We start from the raw sequence: 19,321 nt of genomic DNA, 5'->3' as shown, positions 1-19,321 counted from the left end.
GGCGATCCTCTAAGCCCATTTTTGGAGAGAATAATGTCTCAACAATTTGATTTAGTTGTAATTGGCGGTGGACCAGGTGGTTATGAAGCGGCGATTCGTGCTGCTCAACTTGGTTTTAAAGTTGCTTGTATCGAAAAACGTATTCATAAAGGCAAACCCTCTTTAGGCGGTACTTGCTTAAACGTGGGTTGTATCCCTTCTAAAGCTTTGCTTGATTCTTCACATCGTTATGAAGATACCGTTCAGCATTTAGATGACCATGGTATTACCACAGGTGAAGTTAAATTTGATCTTTCTAAAATGCTTGGTCGTAAAGACAAAGTTGTAGATCAATTGACTGGCGGTATTGCTCAGTTGCTTAAAGGCAATGGCATTGAATGGTTACAAGGTACCGGTAAGTTACTTGCGGGTAAAAAAGTTGAATTCACGCCATTTGAAGGTGAAGTTCAAGTTTTAGAACCTAAATATGTGATTCTTGCGACGGGTTCTGTTCCTGTAAATATTCCTGTAGCTCCTGTAGATCAAGACTTAATCGTTGATTCGACCGGTGCGCTTGAATTCCAAGAAGTACCTAAGCGTTTAGGTGTGATTGGTGCCGGTGTAATCGGTCTTGAACTCGGTTCAGTATGGCGTCGTTTGGGTGCAGAGGTTGTTGTATTTGAAGCAATGGATGCATTCTTACCAATGGCTGATAAAGCTTTGGCAAAAGATTTCCAAAAACTGTTGACTAAGCAAGGTATGGATATCCGTATCGGTGCGAAAGTTGCGGGTACTGAAATTAACGGTCGTGAAGTGACTGTTAAATATAACCAGGCTGGTGAAGACAAAACTCAAACTTTCGATAAATTGATTGTTTGTGTAGGTCGTCGTGCATATGCTGAAGGTTTATTGGCTGATGATTCAGGCATTAAATTGACTGAACGCGGTTTGGTTGAAGTAAATGACTGGTGTGCAACTTCTGTTGAAGGTGTATACGCAATTGGTGACTTGGTCCGTGGTCCAATGCTTGCACATAAAGCAATGGAAGAAGGCGTAATGGCAGTTGAACGTATTCACGGTCATGCTGCTCAAGTGAACTACGACACAATCATCTCAGTTATCTACACACACCCGGAAGCGGCTTGGGTAGGTTTAACTGAACAGCAAGCGACTGAAAAAGGTCATGAAGTTAAAACTGGTCAATTCGGTTTTGCTGTAAATGGTCGTGCTTTGGCTGCTGGTGAAGGTGCTGGTTTCGTTAAGTTTGTTGCTGATGCGAAAACTGACCGCCTACTTGGTATGCACGTGATTGGACCTGCTGCGTCTGACATCGTTCACCAGGGTATGATTGCACTTGAATTTGTATCTTCAATTGAAGATCTACAGTTGATGACTTTCGGTCACCCAACATTCTCTGAAGTGGTGCATGAAGCTGCACTGGCAGTGGATGGACGAGCGATTCACGCGATCCAACGCAAGCGTAAGTAATTCTTGAAAGAGCGGCTCCGGCCGCTCTTTTTACATTTGGTGGTTGTTTTTAAGTGAATAATCATCTAAAAATAAAGATAAGAAAGATTTTAAAAAATGCCAATACTGCTTTGATGGATGTCTGGGTATTGGTGGGTCATAACAAAGCGAAAAAGTAATAAAAGGTTATTCGATGAATTTACATGAGTATCAAGCAAAAGCGTTATTAAAAAAATATGGTATGCCTGTTCAGGAGGGTGTACTTGCCACGAATGCAGCAGAAGCGGTAGCAGCGTTTGAGCAACTTGGCGGTAAATTTGCCGTAATGAAAGCTCAAGTTCATGCTGGGGGGCGGGGTAAAGCCGGCGGGGTAAAAGTCGTAAAATCAAGCGATGAAGCTGCCGAATATATAAATGGTATTATTGGTACCCGCCTAGTGACCTATCAGACCGATGCCAATGGGCAGCCGGTGAATAGTGTTCTGGTGTGTGAAGATGTCTATCCGGTTGAACGTGAACTGTACCTTGGTGCAGTGGTGGACCGTTCAAGTCGCCGCGTGACCTTTATGGCATCCACAGAAGGTGGTGTCGAAATTGAAAAAGTCGCAGAAGAAACCCCTGAAAAAATTATCAAAGTCGAAGTTGACCCACTGATCGGTCTTATGCCGTTTCAGGCGCGTGAAGTCGCATTTGCACTCAATTTAAAAGATGGACAAATCAACCAATTTGTCAAAATTATGACGGCTGCTTATCAGGCATTTATTGAAAATGATTTTGCCCTGTTTGAAATTAATCCACTTTCAGTTCGAGAAAATGGCGATATCCTTTGTGTTGATGCCAAAGTGGGCATCGATTCAAATGCACTGTATCGCTTGCCTGAAATTGAAGCAATGCGTGATAAATCTCAGGAAAATGAGCGTGAATTGAAGGCTTCAGAATTTGATCTGAATTATGTTGCACTTGAAGGTAACATTGGCTGTATGGTCAATGGTGCCGGTCTTGCCATGGCAACCATGGACATCATTAAACTCTATGGTGGCCAACCTGCGAACTTCCTTGATGTGGGCGGTGGTGCAACCAAAGACCGGGTCATTGAAGCATTTAAAATCATCCTTTCAGATGCTTCTGTGCAAGGTGTCTTGATCAATATCTTTGGTGGAATTGTACGTTGTGACATGATTGCAGAAGCAATTATTGCAGCGGTTCAGGAAGTACATGTCAATGTGCCTGTAGTTGTTCGCCTAGAAGGCAACAATTCAGAGTTAGGGGCAAAATTACTCGATGAATCAGGTTTGAAATTAATTTCTGCGAATGGTCTGGCGGATGCCGCAGAAAAAATTGTTGCTGCAGTGAAAGCGTAAGGGAGTATCAATCATGAGCGTATTAGTAAATAAAGACACAACCGTGTTGGTACAAGGGTTTACCGGTAAAAACGGAACTTTTCATTCAGAACAGTCAATTGCTTATGGAACCAAAGTAGTTGGTGGAGTAACACCGGGTAAAGGCGGTCAAACACATTTAAGCCTGCCAGTTTTTAATACCATGAAAGAAGCGGTACGTGAAACAGGTGCGACTGCAACCTCTATTTATGTGCCTGCACCTTTTGTATTGGATTCAATTATTGAATCGATTGATTCGGGTATTGAGCTAATTGTAGTGATCACAGAAGGCGTACCCACTCTGGATATGCTTAAAGCCAAACGCTATTTAGAAACTTATGGTAATAACGCACGCTTAATTGGTCCAAACTGTCCGGGAATTATTACCCCAGGTGAATGTAAAATCGGCATTATGCCGGGCCATATTCATCAGCCGGGTAAAATTGGTATTATTTCACGTTCAGGAACTTTGACTTATGAAGCTGTGGCGCAAACCACTAAGCTTGGCCTGGGCCAGTCGACTTGTATCGGAATCGGAGGTGATCCAATTCCAGGTATGAACCAGATTGATTGCTTAAAACTGTTCCAGGAAGATCCGCAAACAGAAGCCATTATTATGATTGGCGAAATTGGCGGAACAGCAGAAGAAGAGGCTGCGGAATATATTCAATCGAATGTGACCAAGCCTGTGGTCGGTTATATTGCGGGTGTAACTGCACCTAAAGGTAAACGTATGGGACATGCGGGTGCGATTATTTCAGGCGGTAAAGGCACAGCAGAAGAAAAATTTGCTGCCTTTGAAAAAGCTGGAATGGCGTATACCCGTAGTCCAGCAGAATTGGGTTCGACGATGTATCAGTTGCTGAAGGATAAAGGTTTAGCTTAATTTTTAGCAAAATAAAAAAGCTCTCATTAGAGAGCTTTTTTATTGAGTTGGATTTTAAAATTATAAAAAATAAATGATGACCAGTTGGAAATTAACTCTGGTAGTCATTTGAAAAATTTAATCTAAAAATTATCGGATGGATAAGTAAATATAAATCGGGCTATTTATTAGAATAGAAGATGCTCTGATAAGAAAAATATAAATAAATATTAGATTTTTCATGGTTATTATAAAGTGATAAATATCACATTAATATCTAAAAACACAAAATTAAACACAAATAATTTTGATCTGATTAGGTTTGAGGGTATTGTTTATAGCATTGCAATAATTAATAACAATGAATTGTGAATACTTTGAAAATGAATAAAATAAATTTTAAATTAAACCTACTTGCACTCTCTTGTGGAACTTTACTTTTTTCTACATTCTTGCATGCAGAATTATTGTATAGGGACTCTATAGATCCGCAACGTGAAAAAACAGTAGGGTTGATTAAGCAAGGACAAGTAGATGCGGGCTTGCAAAAACTCAGACAATTATTGCGTCTCCAACCCAACAATCAGAAACTGATTGCTGATTTTGTAGTGATGTCATATGAACATCAAAAATTTACTGAGCAAGATATTAAGTATCTTGCTGGGATACAAAATAAACAATTTCCGGAATATGCAAAGATTGATGTCCTTAAAGCATTGCGTGATTTAAGAAAATTTGAATTGGCAGAACAATGGGCAAAAAAATTCGCTCAGACCGATCAAAATCAAAAGTGGGTGGTGTGGACAGGTGTGTTGCAAGCAGAAGCTGGAAAAACGCTTGAATCGAAAAAAACATTCTCTTCGCTTGATATCAACTATATTGACTCGGATTATTTAGCGCAGCTCTCTTATGCATATCGAATGTTAGATATGCCGGTTGAGGCATTAAATGCAGCCAGCCTAGCCTTTGAAAAAAATCCGGATAGCAATACACAGGAACAGTATGGATTGGCACTTATGGCAAATGCTGATTATGCTCGGGCTGAAAAGTATCTCCAAAATAATGAAATACTCAAAAGACAACCTCTACTTAGAGCAAATGCCAAAATTAGCGAATTTACTCAGCGTATTCAAAATGCTGAACAATATTCTAAATTATATACTTATCAAGATCTTGGAACTAACCAACCTTATCAAAAACTTGATCAAGTCATTGCAGATATGGAGAAGTATGAATCCCAGTTGCCAAATAATCCTAGCATAAAGCGACAATTTTACTATGAATATATTTATGCATTAAATGCGAAAAATAGTTCCAAAAAATTGCTTGAACAAATACCAAAAATTGGCTTACCTATCGAGCAAATGCCACCTTATGTGCGCCAATCGATTGCAGATGCATATTTAAATACTGAACAACCCAAAGTAGCTGAAAAGCTCTATAAAAATTTGTTGCAAGAAAAAAACTATCCAAGTTTTAGGCTCTACTCAAGCTTGTATTATTCCTTAATTGAACAGGAAAAATTTAAGGAAGCGCAACAATTATTATTAGATATGGACAAATTATTGCCTACTTTTCGTTATAGCAATGCAAAAGGAGTAGATAAAGTGCCACATGATGATCGCAGTGAATATTTGTCACTAGTCGGTCTTAATTATGTATATCGAAATGAATATGCTAAAGCGGAAAATTACTTTGAAAACTTGGTTGCTAAAGCACCTAATAATGTGGTTTATCAAAATAATCGTGCATTTGTTCAACGCTTGCGTGAAAAGCCACAAAGCTCAGAATGGATATTAGCTCAGTGGGATGGGATAGAGCCTGTAGATAATGGGATGCAAATTAGTCATTTAGAGAATATGCAAGCCTTAGGGGATATCCAGCAATGGCGTACCCAAAATGCTTATCTTATGCAAACAATGCCTGAAGATACGGGATTAATAAAAAGTAAAAAAGAACTCGAAGATCGTAATCATGCATCTATTCAACATCAAAGTACTTTTTCAGAAAGTGATTCTGATAACTCAGCTTTGCTTAACCGCTTGAAAGGGAATCGCGAACAGGATCACTTAACCCGGATTAATAGCCCGTGGTTTTTTGATAATTTCCGCAGCTATGTCGATCATAGTATTCGTTCAGCTGAATATGATACGGGCAAAATTGATGATCAACGCATAGGTCTTGGACTTGAATGGGAGTCTCGACGTAAAAATGCCAATATCATGTTGTCTCAAAGTATAAATAATGAACAAGATCAAGATCGTTTTGGGGTACAGGTGAGCTGGTCGCAATGGCTAAACGATCATTGGCAGTATGGCTTAGGATTTAATAGTCAGGCAGATATTCCATTACAAGCCATTAAAAATGGAAATGAAGGTCAGTCATATACTTTTGATGTCCATTGGCGGCAGCATGAATCTCGTGAAGCAAATGTAATGTATCAACTGACTGATATTGATGATGACAATATGCGCCAGGAGATTATGGCATTCTTCAGACAACAGATTTTTCAGGCGCCCCATCATATTACCAGTTTGACTTTAGCAGGGTATTACGGTCAAAACGATGATGTGAGGGTAGATTATTTCAATCCTGAAGAAAGTTATAGCGCCGAACTTACTCTACTGCATGACTGGACGACTTGGCGCAAATATGAGAAGGATTTCACACAACATTTTGAAGCAATGATTGGCACTTTTGGACAAGATGGAGTTTCTTCAAAGCCAATTTATAACGTGTTCTATCAGCATGATTGGCAATTCTCTAGAACATGGAGTTTGAACTATGGAATAGGGTGGGGTACACATCCTTACGATGGTGAAGATGAAGAAAAAACTTATGCAACAGTGGGCTTTAAAGGAATTTTTTAATGAAACAAGTTATAAAAACTTTACTTTCTGTTGTAATGATGACTGCTCTGGTTATTCCAGCTGAAAGTTTTGCTCAGAATGTAACTAAAACAACAAATGTGACTAAAACCACAAATGAAGTAGCTGATAAATTATTTGTCACTGTGACTTTTCACGATGTGCGAGATGATGTTGCCCAAGTTGGTGATCGAGATATTTATGCAATTAGTACTAGAAATTTAGGACGTTATTTTGCATGGCTTGAGCAAGAGGGATGGCATCCCATTCGTTTGCAAGATGTTTGGAATGCGCGTCAAAAGAAAAAAAGTTTACCTGAAAAATCAGTATTATTAACATTTGATGATGGTGCATTAAGTAGTTACACGCGGGTTTTCCCTTTATTGAAACAATATAATTTCCCTGCAGTATTTGCCATTCCAACGAGCTGGATTAATGGTAATACCAAAGATGCTTATGAAGCTTATGGTAAAAATAATCTGATGAACTGGGATCAAATGCGTGAAATGCAACAATCAGGTTTAGCCGAATTTGCTTCACACTCAGACAATTTGCATAAAGGGATACTTGCTAATCCACAAAAAAATATGCAACCTGCTGCAATTACACGCCAATATTTGCCTAAATATCAACGTTATGAATCAGATCAAGCCTATCAGAAACGGATAATATCAGATTTAAAAAAATCTAAGGGAACTTTAGACACTGAGCTAGGAATAAATACCATGGCCATATTCTGGCCCTATGGTGCTGTGACTAAAGAAAGTGAATTACTTGCAGCAAAAGCTGGGTTTCCCATGTCATTTAGCTTAGGCAGCATGTCGACCCTTGCTGATTCTGGAGCAACTTATCAACGTGCTCTTGTAATGGGCAATCCAACCCCTGAAATATTGCATGCGGAAATGGTAAATTTTTTGACTTTTGCCCGTGATGAATACAAAAAAAAGCGCAATATTATCCGTTTCGATTTAACTGAAATGGTGAGTCCAAATAATCAAGTTTTTAATCAAAAACTCGGACAGTTTTTAGATCAAGTTAATGCGTTGAAAACCGATACCATTTTATTAAAAGTCGTAGCCGATGAGAATGGTGATGGAAAAATTGATGCTGCCTATTTCCCTAATCGCCAATTGGGAATGCGCCAAGATTTGTTGAATCGTACAGTGTGGCAGGCACGTACGCGTATTGATAATAGTGTATATGTTGAATTGCCGATTAGTTTGGAGACAAAACAGGGAATAAATCTTGCGGAATTAACAGTTGAATTAGCCAAAAATAACTCTTCAATTAAAGGCTTAATGTTAGAAACAGGTGATGAATTCGTATGTGCGTTAAAAAATAAGACTTGGGATGCTGCCTGTACCCAGAAAGTGAAGAAAGTTCTTGAAATTAAAGAACGTACTAAAGTAAAGAGCAAATATCACACAAACATTAGTTATAATTATCAAACTGCTTTAAAAATGAGTTTGACAGATAAACATGTAGATGGGTTAAAACCATTAATTGAACAGAGCTTAACTGCGAGTGATTTACTCTATATTGAATTTGATCCGGTTAAATATCCTGAAATATTTAAGGCTGTGCAAAAACAATTGCAACAGTTGAGTGATGCACAAAAGCAGCGTTTAATTTTTAGTTTCACAGTGAATCAAAATGCCAAAAAAGGTGAGTGGAAAGAATATCAGCAGTATTATCAAACTTTAAAAAAATCAGCCATACAAAAAATTGGTATTAACAATTATCACTTGGAAACTGGACAGCAGATTCAGGAACATCTCTATCAGGAACTCAGCACCAATAGTAGTCCTTTAACTTATCGTAATCCTTATGAAAATAACACTGCGAAGGGGGCGAAATGATGGAAGGCTTAAGTTTACTTCAAATCAGTGATTTTTATTTTGGCTTTGCTTTTTTCTATCCCTTATTTATGGCATGGATTTGGATAGTAGGTGGCATATGGTTTTATTTAAAGCACGAGTTTAAACAACCAGAATTACCAAAACCGAGTGAACATGCCTGCAGTATTATTATTCCTTGCTTTAATGAAGAAGGACAGATTCGAGAAACGATTAAATTTGCAATGCAATCGCAGTATCCAGATTTTGAAGTGATTGCAGTGAATGATGGCAGTCAAGATAAAACTGCTGAAATTCTAGATAGACTTTTACAGCAATACCCACAACTGAGAGTCGTGCATTTGGCCGAGAACCAGGGTAAAGCGTATGCATTACGCGCAGGTGCGATGGTTAGTCAAAATGAATATCTGGTTTGTATTGATGGCGATGCCTTGTTACATCCGCATGCTGTGTTATGGATGATGCACCATTTAACCCGATTCCCGAGAATTGGTGCTGTAACAGGCAATCCCCGTATTGTGAACCGTTCTAGTATCCTCGGTAAAATTCAAGTGGGTGAATTCTCCTCCATTATTGGATTGATCAAACGGGCACAACGAACCTATGGCCGTATTTTTACCGTGTCGGGGGCGATTGCAGGTTTTCGTAAAACTGCCCTAGACCGCATTGGTTATTGGCGTGATGACATGATTACAGAGGATATCGATGTGTCATGGCGTTTGCAGTTCGATCACTGGGATCTGCAGTATGTGCCCAAAGCACTCTGTTATATCTATATGCCAGAAACCTTGAAGGGTCTATGGAAACAACGCTTACGTTGGTCACAAGGTGGAATTGAAGTACTCGGGGCTTATTTCCATAAATTATTTAAATGGAATTTGCGCCGGATGTGGCCAATCGCACTGGAATCCATTATCAGCGTGGTGTGGGCATATGTGATGTTCGGTATTATTCTTTTGTATTTATATGGTCTGTTTTTCTCTTTACCAGGCGAGTGGGCAATTCAATCTCTCTTTCCTCAATGGTATGGGGTCATTCTAGGAATGACTTGTCTTGTTCAATTCTTTGTCAGTTTGTGTATTGATAAACCCTACGATAAAGACCGAATCTTCAGGAACTATTTTTGGGTCATTTGGTATCCTTTGTTCTTCTGGATTCTCACTATGCTGACTACGGTCGTTGCATTACCTAAAACAATTTTCAAAACTCAAAAACGTGCGCGATGGATCAGTCCAGACCGTGGATTTAGAGGAGAAGCGGAAAATGACTAATGTAAATAAATATTATCTTATTGAAGATGAGTCGAAGTTAGAAATTCCTGAATATATTGACAGACCAGAATATGTGCGAAATAAGAGCATGGGTTACAGCTTGCAAATTGCGGGGTGGTTTATTTTTATGTGGTTGTTTATGCCAGTGCTGACAATGTTCTTTTGGTGGGTTGAAGGCAAAACAATTTATCAGCAAATGGTGATACAGGCCGCACCCGATAGCCAGTTAAGTCTAATGAATATGATCATTATGATTGCTATCTTTACTGGTGCGCTGCTGCTTTGGGCAACTTACAACTGGATTCGCTTTTATAACCGTGAACGCCGTAGTACTCCTTTAGCTATAGGTGAACAGCAACTTGCCTCAAGTTTTAAAGTCAATAAAACAGATATTTTAAATATGCAGCAGGCAAAGAACCTAACCCTTTATTATGACAACCAAGGAAATTTAGAATTTATTGGGATTAATCATCAGTTGAAAAAGCGGATTTCAGCTTAGCTGGTTGAGGATGTTCAGTGACAAAATCATCGGGGTAATAACCAATGTGTTTTACCCCGTGTTTTTCTAAAAACTGCATAGTTTCAATTATTTCCTGGGTTGAAAGTTTCTGATTGTTTTTCCAATTTACGGCTTGCAGTTCAAAAATAGTACGATCCAATTCTGGATCGTATTTTTTTGACTGTTGAATTAAGTCTAAATAGAATTGCTGGTGATCATTTGCTTCTTCCATATAAGGCATCGCCATGATGGCATTATAGTCATAGTGTTGATAAGTACTTGGCATTGACTGACTAAACCAGTTTTCGCTGATTGGATTTAAGACTACCGGTGCATACATATTTCGAGCGGTGAGAATGTTCGGCTGTTGCTGCTTAATAATTTTGGTTATACCTTCTGCAAACTGGTCCAGATAAGCAGTCTTTAATTGAGCCAATTGGGATTGTTTGGGATATTTAGGCAGTTGTGATACTTGATCTGGATTAAATCCCCAAGATTGGTACATGCTTAAGGCAGGAGTAGAGATATCTTCATAATCACTCATAGTGATATCATCATGATAAAGAACCCCATCGACTGAATTGGATTTCATAAAGTCTAAAAAAATTTCAGAAACGTATTTAAGGTTTTTTTGATCAAATGGAGAAACCCGAATATAGCCTTGTTTTCCGCCCTCACTATGTGAAATATAAGGAATCTGGTAACTCTTGGGAAATTCCCAAGCCATTAAAGGCAGCCAAGCATATATATGTTTCACGCGAGTCTTGTTCCGAATCTGCTTTACTAATAGTGGAAAAAGATTGTCTCTTAATGGGATGTGACGGTTTTTAAAATAAACTTGATCTGCCGACCCATTCGCATCTGGATCTGCAAAAGCCTGTAAGAAAATAGTATTGGGTTGGATCTGTTGAATTCGTGCTATTAAAGCTTGAATATTTACTTGTTGCTGTTTTTTGTCTTTGTCATATACGTAGTCGATATCGATATGCATAATCCGCATCTGATCAATTTTGGTGATTTTCTTTGCAGATGGAATGGGTTTTTTGACGGTATTCTGCTGAACTATTTCATCAATGGGATGATGTTTAATTTGAGTTAACTCTGCAGCGTTTGCAGAGAAAGGCAGGCCGCCTAAACTTATATAAAGGCAAGGGGTAAAAATTTTTTTATATAATTTTCTTAAATTTCTCATTTTTATACTCATTTTTAGCTGATTATTCACTGTATAGTCCATTATTGTTTTAAAAAATCAGAAACCAGTTGTGACTATATTGTTATTAGATTTTGGTTGATCAAAGTCATTAAAATTGGTCCAAATTTTGAATCGAAACTTTTTTATTTGAATATAATTTTTAAATTATATGCCAGCTAAAATCATATAGGTCTGGTCGCTAGCCCTAATAATTACTCCATAGATATTGATTTAATCCATCAGTGTAGAATCACAATTAATCGCTTCCAAAATCCGTCAATTTCACAATGACTTTCGAAAATCACTCTAAAAAAATAGAAGAATAGGGTGGGAGTAGAACTACTATTAATACCCACGAATGGGACACATGCAAATTATGCTCTTAACGCGGTGTTCAGTTGTTGAATCTTAATATACCAATACAGCCTTGGTATTTTTTAAAGTGTGAGGCGAAGTAAATAGAGTGAGACATCATTATGCTCTATATATTTAAGATTAAAAGATAATGTAGCGTTTTACAGACTTAACTCAAGTGAGTTTATGCAGATAAATTGTATAAAATTTATTCGAATTGAGAAGAAAAATGCAGCCGACTTAGACTGCATTTTTTGGATTTTGAACACTTATTTAGATGAAGTCACTTGAGACTTTAAACTGCGTTAAACCATTAATATCTCCACCTTGAATACCCAATTCATTCATCAGGCTATCAATGAGCGGGGCTTGAGTGCGATAACGTAAGGCGCTGTTCACCACTTGATCAGACAAGGCAATTTGCCCTTGATCTGAGTAACCTTCACCTGATGCACTGCTACCCCCAATCCCACCTAGACCATTGAATTGCAGAATTTTAATATCATCAATATTTTCCATCGGTTTAACGCTTTCACGGATAATCTCAGGCCCGGAGTCTATGTTGGTCCTTTCGCGGCCTTAAGAGCCGATTTTGGTGGAATTCGTATTCACAAAAATGCCAATGTTCAAGACTCATGCACCATTCATGGTTTTCCAGATAGTGTGACCTTAGTGGAAGAATATGGTCATATTGGACATGGCGCAATTTTACATGGTTGCATCATTGGGAAAAATGTTTTAGTTGGAATGAACAGTGTCATTCTGGATGAAGCAGAAATTGGTGAAAATACCATTATTGGTGCCAATAGCACAGTAAAAGCCAAAGCCAAGATTCCTGAAAATTCACTGGCACTCGGTAGTCCCGCCAAGGTAATCCGTAGCTTGGATGCAAAGGAAATTGCCTGGAAAACTAAAGGTACCGAGCAATATATTGAATTGACACAGCGCTGTTTGTCTTCCATGCACGAAATTTTACCATTGTCGGAAGATTCAGCAGATCGGCTCACATATCAACACTTCAATGCGGAACATGTCATCAAGCCTAACAGTTGATTTTTAAGAGCAGCGAAAACAACATTTCAACAGAGATATTTTGTCAAGCTGCCCGGATTAACTGACAACCTGGGTATAAGGTCTGCCTAATGGGGTTAATTTATTCAGGATATAAGCTTCATTAGAACGAAGCTGTATGATTATCATTGCTCTAACTTGAAAAGCGTCTCTATGGTCATTGATCACTTTATTCTTTGAGACCATGCATCTTGGTTTCCCTCAAAAGCCTTGGGTGATGATCTGATATTTTTTCTTTTATGGCCTTAAAGATCTGAATACTTCAAGGCTGATATAAAGAATAAAGCGATTTTTAAGCATTAAGTCAGATTGAAACTGGAACGAATACGCTCAATCAACAAATGATTTGATTCAGACAAATGCGTGTTCTTCCGCACCATCAGCTGAGTTTGTGCAGTATTACAGAGTTCTGAATCGATGGTGAGTGACACCGCCTGACCATCTTTTATTGCATCTGCGATATCTGCATAGCGCATGGCGGAAATGCCATGTCCAGCTACAACATAATTTTTTAAGGCATAGATAGAATTGGTGGTCAGACCAATATTCAGACTCACTTGTAAACGTCCCATTTCACTGTCGAGTAACTGACGAAATCCATGGCCTACGGGCATTAAAGCAAATTTATAGGCTGAAATTTCGGACAGACAAACGCTACGTTTTAGTTCAGCCAAAGGATGACTAGAGGGCACAGCTAAAATAAATGGTTCTACTTTATGGGCAATGGTGCTGATGTCTGCATGAAATGGAGGATTATAGGCCAGTCCCATATGCGCCAGACTATCAACAATATGTCTTACGACATGATTGCCACTCATTAATTCTAACTGAATTTCAAGATTTGGATACTTATGATGCACGTGTCGGAGTACATCATAAATCATGTGTTGCATATAACTTTCACTGGAGACAAGGTTGACTTTGCCGAGTTGAGAAGATTGCAACTGAAATAAACTGTCAAATAACTCATTTTCACGGTTTTTATTTTCTTTGAAATACTCAAGCACCAAATAGGCTGCATCGGTTGGAATAATATGTCGCCCTTTGCGCTTAAATAATTGTATTTTTAATTCGGCTTCAAAGAGTTGAATTTGTCGGCTCATGGCTGACTGTTCAATATTCAATATATCTGCAGCTTTACGCATAGAGCCAAACATCATAACTGTATAGAAATAACGCAAACGTTTTTCATTGATTCCGTTCAAGGGCGCAAGGAATTGCAAGTTTCTGTCCATAAAACTACTGATGCCTTAAAAGCATCAGTATGCCTAATAAATTACATTGTTATCAAGTTAACTGCATGTTTACATGACTTTGGCAAGAATAAAAAAGATCTGGATAAAAAGGAGTTTTTGATGGACTTAAATAAAGCTGACCCAAAGCGGTTAGATACAGTTTATAAAAAAGTGACCTGGCGTTTACTGCCATTTCTATTACTGTGTTACTTTTTTGCCTACCTGGATCGAATCAACATTGGATTTGCAAAATTACAAATGCAGCAGGAGCTGGGTTTTAACGATGCTATTTATGGCATGGCAGCCGGAATCTTTTTTTTAGGCTATGTGCTGTTTGAAGTGCCCACCAACCTCTATTTTGAAAAAATAGGTGCAAGGAAAACCATTACCCGCATCATGATTTTGTGGGGCCTAACCTCAATGTCGATGCTGTTTGTCACCACCCCGCAGATGTTCTATGTCTTACGATTTCTGTTAGGTGTATTTGAGGCTGGATTTGCTCCGGGCATGATTTTCTATCTGACCTACTGGTACTCTGGCGCACGCATGGCACGGGTGATGGCGATTGTGATGCTTGCCGGGCCTTTGGCTGGCATGTTAGGTGCGCCTTTATCAACCCAGATTATGGGTGCTTTCCATGAAAGTCAGGGCCTATCCGGCTGGCAATGGTTATTTTTGTTAGAGGCTATTCCTACCGTAATGTTGGGCATCGTGGCCTATTTTTACTTAACCGATCATCCCTCGCAAGCAAAATGGCTTTCCCAAGAGGAAAAAGCCTTGTTAGTGAGAGAGATTTCCCAGCATCAGGCTGCAACCAGTCATAATAATTTTAAGGCCGTATTAAAAGATCCATGGATCTATTTCATGGCATTGGCCTATTTCTCGATCATTTGTGGAATTTACGCCATTGGTTTCTGGCTTCCCTCTTTATTGAAATCGGCTGGTATACAGAATTTGCAAATGATTGGCTGGTTGGTTGCGATCCCTTATTTATGTGGTGCCATTTTCATGACCATTTTTGCCCGCAGTTCGGATAAATGGCAGGAACGTAAATGGCATAGTGTGGTACCGACTGTATTAGCAGGAATTAGTTTAATTTTGTCAGTCATCAGCGGGAATTTTATCCTGTCATTTATTGCGATCTGTACCGCGACCGCCTTTATGTTTAGCGCCTATACCATTTTCTGGTCTATTCCATCCAAATATTTAACCGGTACAGCGGCGGCGGGGGGAATTGCACTCATTAACAGTATTGGATTGCTTGGTGGCTTTGTCAGTCCCAATATTATGGGCTTGGCGCAAACGATGACTCAATCTTTACTTGCAGGCTGGATCGCCATTGCACTGATCATGATTTTGGGCGGTCTCATCTTAATTTATGCTTTTAGCTTAAAAAAGGAGAGAGAGCCTGAAGCGATAACATCAGCCAGTCTCCTCACAGATGAATAAAACTGATTTTTATAAGATGCAGGACGATAAATCATGAAGAAAATTATCATTGCGGGCTTTCAACATGAAACCAATACCTTTGCACCGACTAAAGCAAGGTATCAGGATTTTGTACAGGGTGGAGGATTCCCCCCGCTCACTCGAGGTGCAAAAATCCTAAAATTTCGTGAGCAAAATATTCCAATTGGTGGCTTTATTCAGGAAGCAGAACAGTTAGGTTATCAACTCTTACCGGTGATCTGGGCAGCTGCTTCGCCCTCAGCACATGTAGAACAGGACACTTATCAACGTATTTGCGATGAAATAATAGCTGCCATTCATAATATCACTCAGGTTGATGCGATTTATCTGGATCTGCACGGCGCTATGGTGGCTGAACAGGTAGATGATGGTGAAGGAGAATTGTTAAGGCGTATCCGTGAAGTAGTAGGTCTGGACATTCCTGTTATTGCTAGCCTGGACTTTCATGCCAATGTGACTCAAGCGATGTTTACACAGAGTGATGTACTCATGTCATATCGCACCTATCCGCATGTCGATATGGCAAAAACCGGACAACGCTGTGCCCAATTGCTGGAGCAAATATTTCAGGGTAAAAAACTCCATAAAAAAATGTATAAGCTGCCGTTTTTGATCGCCTTAAATGCGCAATGCACTGAGCTGGAGCCGACTCAGTCCTGTATGACTTTATTAGAACAGCTAGAACAAAATGCGAAGGTATACATGAATTTTGCGCCAGGTTTTCCAGCAGCAGATTTTGCTGAATGTGGCGGAAGTATTTGGGGATATAGCGAAAGTTTCTCTCAGTTAGAACAAGCAATGCAATGCCTGATTGAGCAGGTTCTAGAAAATGAAAAACAATGGAGCATGGATTTTTTATCACCCGATGCCGCAATTCAGCAAGCACTCAAATTAATTCAACAAGAGAATAGCGTAGCAAAGCCTATCGTGATTGCAGATACTCAGGATAATCCGGGTGCTGGTGGTGATTCTAATACCACGGGTATGTTATATGCCTTGTATCGTCATCAGGTTAAAAATGCATTGATTGGCTTAATTGCTGATCCAGTGCTGGTGCAGCAAGCTTATCAGCTTGAAGTTGATCAGCACTTTCATACGCAATTGGGCGGAACATCGGGTATCACAGGAGATTTTCCATTCGCAGGTGAATTTAAAATCAAAGCCTATAGTGATGGAAAATTCAGGTATGCCGGACCCATGATGCATGGGGTTGAGGCGGATATTGGTCCGAGTGTATTACTGGAAATAGCAGGTATTGAAATTGCGGTCAGTTCCTATAAAGCCCAGTTACTGGATCGTAATATGTTTAAAATTTTTGGCATCGTACCTGAAGAAAAATCGATTGTAGTAGTAAAAAGTTCTGTACATTTTCGTGCTGATTTTCAAGACATAGCTGCTGCCATTTTAGTCGCGAAATCTCCAGGCGCTATGAAAGCAGATCCGAATGATCTCCCTTGGAAAAAGATTAATCCAGACATACGGCTAGTGCCTTTGGGAGAAAGTTTGGCGCAACATGATCAGCCATTACGTCGGACTGTTTAACGCAAAGCTATTTAACAGGCTAAATCTACTATGATTTAGCCTGTTTCTCGATAAGATCCATGTTCTTGAAGTGGCGCACTGTTGCAAATAACCACTCATGGTAAGCTGAATGCTCTTTTAGCTAAAAGTGCAGCATATGAATCCCTTCCATGGTCGGCATTTTTAGGGTGAAATCATTCTTTGGGCTGTGTGCTGGTATTGTAGATATGGCATTAGTTATCGTGAGCTGCAGGAAATGCTGGCCGAAGCTGGTGTGAATGTTGATCACACGACTATTTATCGGTGGGTTCAACGTTATGTTCCTGAAATAGAAAAACGTTTACGTTGGTATTGGCGTAATCCTACACATCTGAGCTCATGGCATATTGATGAAACCTATGTGGGGTAACTGCGTCTGACTACCCGACAACCAGGATGCGCCCCTGGGCCTTGGGAGGTAAGAACTGGCTATTTACTGGCTCGCTGCGCAGCGGCTAGCGAGCTGCCAATATCATGACGCTGATCCAGTCAGCAAAACTGAATGGGCTGGATCCGTATGCCTATTTAAGTGATGTGCTGAAAAGGTTGCCGACACATAAAGTGACCCAAATAGAAGAATTACTGCCACTGTTTTATTAAAAGTAAAATTAAAGAATCATGGCTTGAAAGCCAATTTTGGTTCTTTGGGTCAAGACCACGGACTGACCTTGAGTAAATATTTCGTCTTGTTCGGGTTCAACTAAAACATAATGCGTTTGTCCAAACTGATCTTGAACTTTAGCTTGTGCAGGTGAGTTGATTTTGGCTTCCCCTAAAATAATCACCGCCGTGCGTCCAATCAATTCTTCACTATAAATAGCTGTGCTTTCATCATGCGGTAAAATTCTTGCAATGATCATGGCGCTATAACGGACTAAGGGCATGCTCAAGAACAGGCAGGCAGGTGCAATAATCCAGGCGCTAAAAAATTGTGCAGTAAAGTGATGGAAAATGCTTTGGATGATAAATCCAGTTAAACCATAAATGGTTAAGAAAATAATCAGCCAGACAAAAAGTGGCACACGACCCAAATACAACCAGTCTAAAACTTGGGTAAAAATACTCTGATCAGCATCGATGCCAATTTCAGCATGTTGTGTATTGCTTAAATCATCCGGCAAAAACTGCTCTAAGAATCCTTGAGAGCCACCGCCCAGTAGAAGCAAAATCAGTTCTAAAATACCCAATAGCAACATCAGGCAAATACAAACGCTGAAAATGAGGTTGGAAGGATGAGTAATGAGTTCCCACATTATTTTTATCTCTATATTTGTTCGCGTAAATTATTCAAGTTATTGGTTTTTGTTTAAAAATTAAACTTAATTAAAGATAGTATTGCAGGATAAATTTGTCTAAAAAAATAAATGAATTCATGCTGATATAAATGTGATGCTAGTTGTTGAGCAGGCTCATTATTTTATAAAGTCTATTTTTAATAAAGTCTAAAGAGGATGATTTAAATTCCCCATTCTGTAAAAAACAGAAATGCGGCAAAAGCTTAAGAGATACCGATCATCAATATTTTAACTATATTATTTGAATGAAGGGTATCTCAAAATAAGCAGATTTTAGTTCAAACAGGTCTGAATCCGAACTTTCATGTCCAAGGCTTGTTGCACAATAAAGCTTTTCATCCAGTTGACTTGCTGACCCATCGGATTGGTTTTAATGGCAGTATTCAGAAAATCTAATTGGGGCTGATTGAATAACTGGCTTTCAATCGCTTCTTCTAGTTGTATGCTATTGGCTGCAAGGGGAAGACTGACCAAATAGAATGCTTTGGGAAAATTATAAAATGCATAGAGCAAGTTAAAGGCTTTTTGATCTGCCTTTAAATTCCCCGGACTAATTTCATAGCTCCGGTCCTGATTGCTATGAGTTACGCCTATCAAAAAATCAAATTTATTGTCCAAAAGTCGTAGACCAAATTGTAGCCCGATTTGATCCGCGGTGAGTTCATGCTGAACAAAGTTATTCAAGATAGAACCATCATCATTTAAGGGTTCTTGAAGCACCAGTAATTGTGCATTGTGCTGATAGATAAAGCCAGCGAGTTGTGCGTATTCCAGGCTGGATTTAACAGTGTCGATAGTATGGTCTAGCTTAGGCATAATTTAAAAGAACAGAGGAGATGGGAGAGAGTTTGGCTACTGTATGAAATTTACAAGCCGAATAAAATATGTGTTTTAGATAAAAAATCGATCAGCTTAGATTTTGTACATTTTAATGCAGGGTTGTTGTAGCCGCTAGGTCTGGA

The 19,321-nt window shown here is 39.2% G+C and carries 14 protein-coding genes and 3 pseudogenes; 12 read left to right on the top strand and 5 right to left on the bottom strand.

The features are described from left to right. Positions 1–33: 33 nt before the first annotated feature. From lpdA to pgaD, 7 genes are all read left to right on the top strand, one after another. The gene (gene lpdA, locus E0H81_RS02975) at positions 34–1,467 is read left to right on the top strand and encodes a dihydrolipoyl dehydrogenase (protein WP_131316417.1); all 1,434 of its coding nucleotides are present in this window, start codon (positions 34–36) and stop codon (positions 1,465–1,467) included. Positions 1,468–1,639: 172 nt separating this feature from the next. Beyond that, positions 1,640–2,806: an ADP-forming succinate--CoA ligase subunit beta gene (sucC, locus tag E0H81_RS02970; RefSeq protein WP_131316415.1), complete on the top strand. Its 1,167-nt coding sequence runs from the start codon at positions 1,640–1,642 to the stop codon at positions 2,804–2,806. A gap of 13 nt (positions 2,807–2,819) precedes the next feature. Then, positions 2,820–3,710 (top strand): succinate--CoA ligase subunit alpha, encoded by an 891-nt coding sequence (gene sucD, locus E0H81_RS02965; RefSeq protein ID WP_131316413.1) that lies wholly within the window; start codon positions 2,820–2,822, stop codon positions 3,708–3,710. A gap of 362 nt (positions 3,711–4,072) precedes the next feature. Then, positions 4,073–6,559: a poly-beta-1,6 N-acetyl-D-glucosamine export porin PgaA gene (gene pgaA, locus E0H81_RS02960; protein ID WP_131316411.1), complete on the top strand. Its 2,487-nt coding sequence runs from the start codon at positions 4,073–4,075 to the stop codon at positions 6,557–6,559. Continuing rightward, positions 6,559–8,415: a poly-beta-1,6-N-acetyl-D-glucosamine N-deacetylase PgaB gene (pgaB, locus tag E0H81_RS02955; protein ID WP_131316408.1), complete on the top strand. Its 1,857-nt coding sequence runs from the start codon at positions 6,559–6,561 to the stop codon at positions 8,413–8,415. Before pgaA ends, pgaB (E0H81_RS02955) begins: the two co-directional genes overlap by 1 nt. Continuing rightward, positions 8,412–9,683 carry a poly-beta-1,6-N-acetyl-D-glucosamine synthase gene (gene pgaC / locus E0H81_RS02950; protein WP_131316406.1) on the top strand — a complete coding sequence of 424 codons (1,272 nt, stop codon included), beginning with the start codon at positions 8,412–8,414 and terminating at the stop codon, positions 9,681–9,683. Before pgaB (E0H81_RS02955) ends, pgaC begins: the two co-directional genes overlap by 4 nt. After that, positions 9,676–10,182 carry a poly-beta-1,6-N-acetyl-D-glucosamine biosynthesis protein PgaD gene (gene pgaD, locus E0H81_RS02945; protein ID WP_131316404.1) on the top strand — a complete coding sequence of 169 codons (507 nt, stop codon included), beginning with the start codon at positions 9,676–9,678 and terminating at the stop codon, positions 10,180–10,182. Before pgaC ends, pgaD begins: the two co-directional genes overlap by 8 nt. Here the strand turns inward: pgaD and pgaB (E0H81_RS02940) are convergent. Next, positions 10,148–11,374 (bottom strand): poly-beta-1,6-N-acetyl-D-glucosamine N-deacetylase PgaB, encoded by a 1,227-nt coding sequence (gene pgaB, locus E0H81_RS02940; protein ID WP_131316401.1) that lies wholly within the window; start codon positions 11,372–11,374, stop codon positions 10,148–10,150. The two genes, pgaD and pgaB (E0H81_RS02940), sit on opposite strands and share 35 nt — an antisense overlap. Positions 11,375–12,001: 627 nt before the next feature. Continuing rightward, positions 12,002–12,277, bottom strand: a pseudogene (locus tag E0H81_RS02935) (flotillin domain-containing protein); the annotation flags it as partial. On the opposite strand from E0H81_RS02935, the gene E0H81_RS02930 reads away from it, so the two are divergent. Beyond that, entirely contained in the window at positions 12,215–12,781 is a 567-nt protein-coding gene (locus E0H81_RS02930; protein WP_378235353.1) for an LbetaH domain-containing protein, read from the top strand. The pseudogene E0H81_RS02935 and the gene E0H81_RS02930 overlap by 63 nt on opposite strands. A 317-nt stretch (positions 12,782–13,098) precedes the next feature. On the opposite strand, the gene E0H81_RS02925 is transcribed toward E0H81_RS02930, so the two are convergent. Next, on the bottom strand, positions 13,099–14,034 hold the full coding sequence (locus tag E0H81_RS02925) for a LysR family transcriptional regulator (RefSeq protein ID WP_131316396.1): 936 nt from the start codon (positions 14,032–14,034) through the stop codon (positions 13,099–13,101). Positions 14,035–14,154: 120 nt separating this feature from the next. Here E0H81_RS02925 and E0H81_RS02920 point away from each other — a divergent pair, with 120 nt between their 5' ends. The 4 genes and pseudogenes from E0H81_RS02920 to E0H81_RS02905 form a co-directional block, all read left to right on the top strand. Next, positions 14,155–15,483 (top strand): MFS transporter, encoded by a 1,329-nt coding sequence (locus E0H81_RS02920; protein WP_131316395.1) that lies wholly within the window; start codon positions 14,155–14,157, stop codon positions 15,481–15,483. A 33-nt stretch (positions 15,484–15,516) separates the two neighbouring features. Next, positions 15,517–17,046, top strand: coding sequence for a M81 family metallopeptidase (locus E0H81_RS02915; protein WP_131316393.1), 1,530 nt, complete (start codon positions 15,517–15,519; stop codon positions 17,044–17,046). Between the two features lie 172 nt (positions 17,047–17,218). Next, positions 17,219–17,428 (top strand): annotated as a pseudogene (locus tag E0H81_RS02910) (IS6 family transposase); the annotation flags it as partial. Positions 17,429–17,457: 29 nt separating this feature from the next. Next, positions 17,458–17,664 (top strand): annotated as a pseudogene (locus E0H81_RS02905) (transposase domain-containing protein); the annotation flags it as partial. Positions 17,665–17,672: 8 nt separating this feature from the next. On the opposite strand, the gene E0H81_RS02900 reads toward E0H81_RS02905, so the two are convergent. Then, positions 17,673–18,317: a YqiJ family protein gene (locus E0H81_RS02900; RefSeq protein ID WP_131316391.1), complete on the bottom strand. Its 645-nt coding sequence runs from the start codon at positions 18,315–18,317 to the stop codon at positions 17,673–17,675. A 315-nt stretch (positions 18,318–18,632) separates the two neighbouring features. Next, on the bottom strand, positions 18,633–19,175 hold the full coding sequence (locus tag E0H81_RS02895) for a hypothetical protein (protein ID WP_131316389.1): 543 nt from the start codon (positions 19,173–19,175) through the stop codon (positions 18,633–18,635). Positions 19,176–19,321: the final 146 nt, after the last annotated feature.

Source organism: Acinetobacter terrestris, from assembly GCF_004331155.1.
Classification (GTDB): Bacteria; Pseudomonadota; Gammaproteobacteria; order Pseudomonadales; family Moraxellaceae; genus Acinetobacter; species Acinetobacter terrestris.
This window is presented reverse-complemented; position numbering and strand designations above follow the sequence as displayed.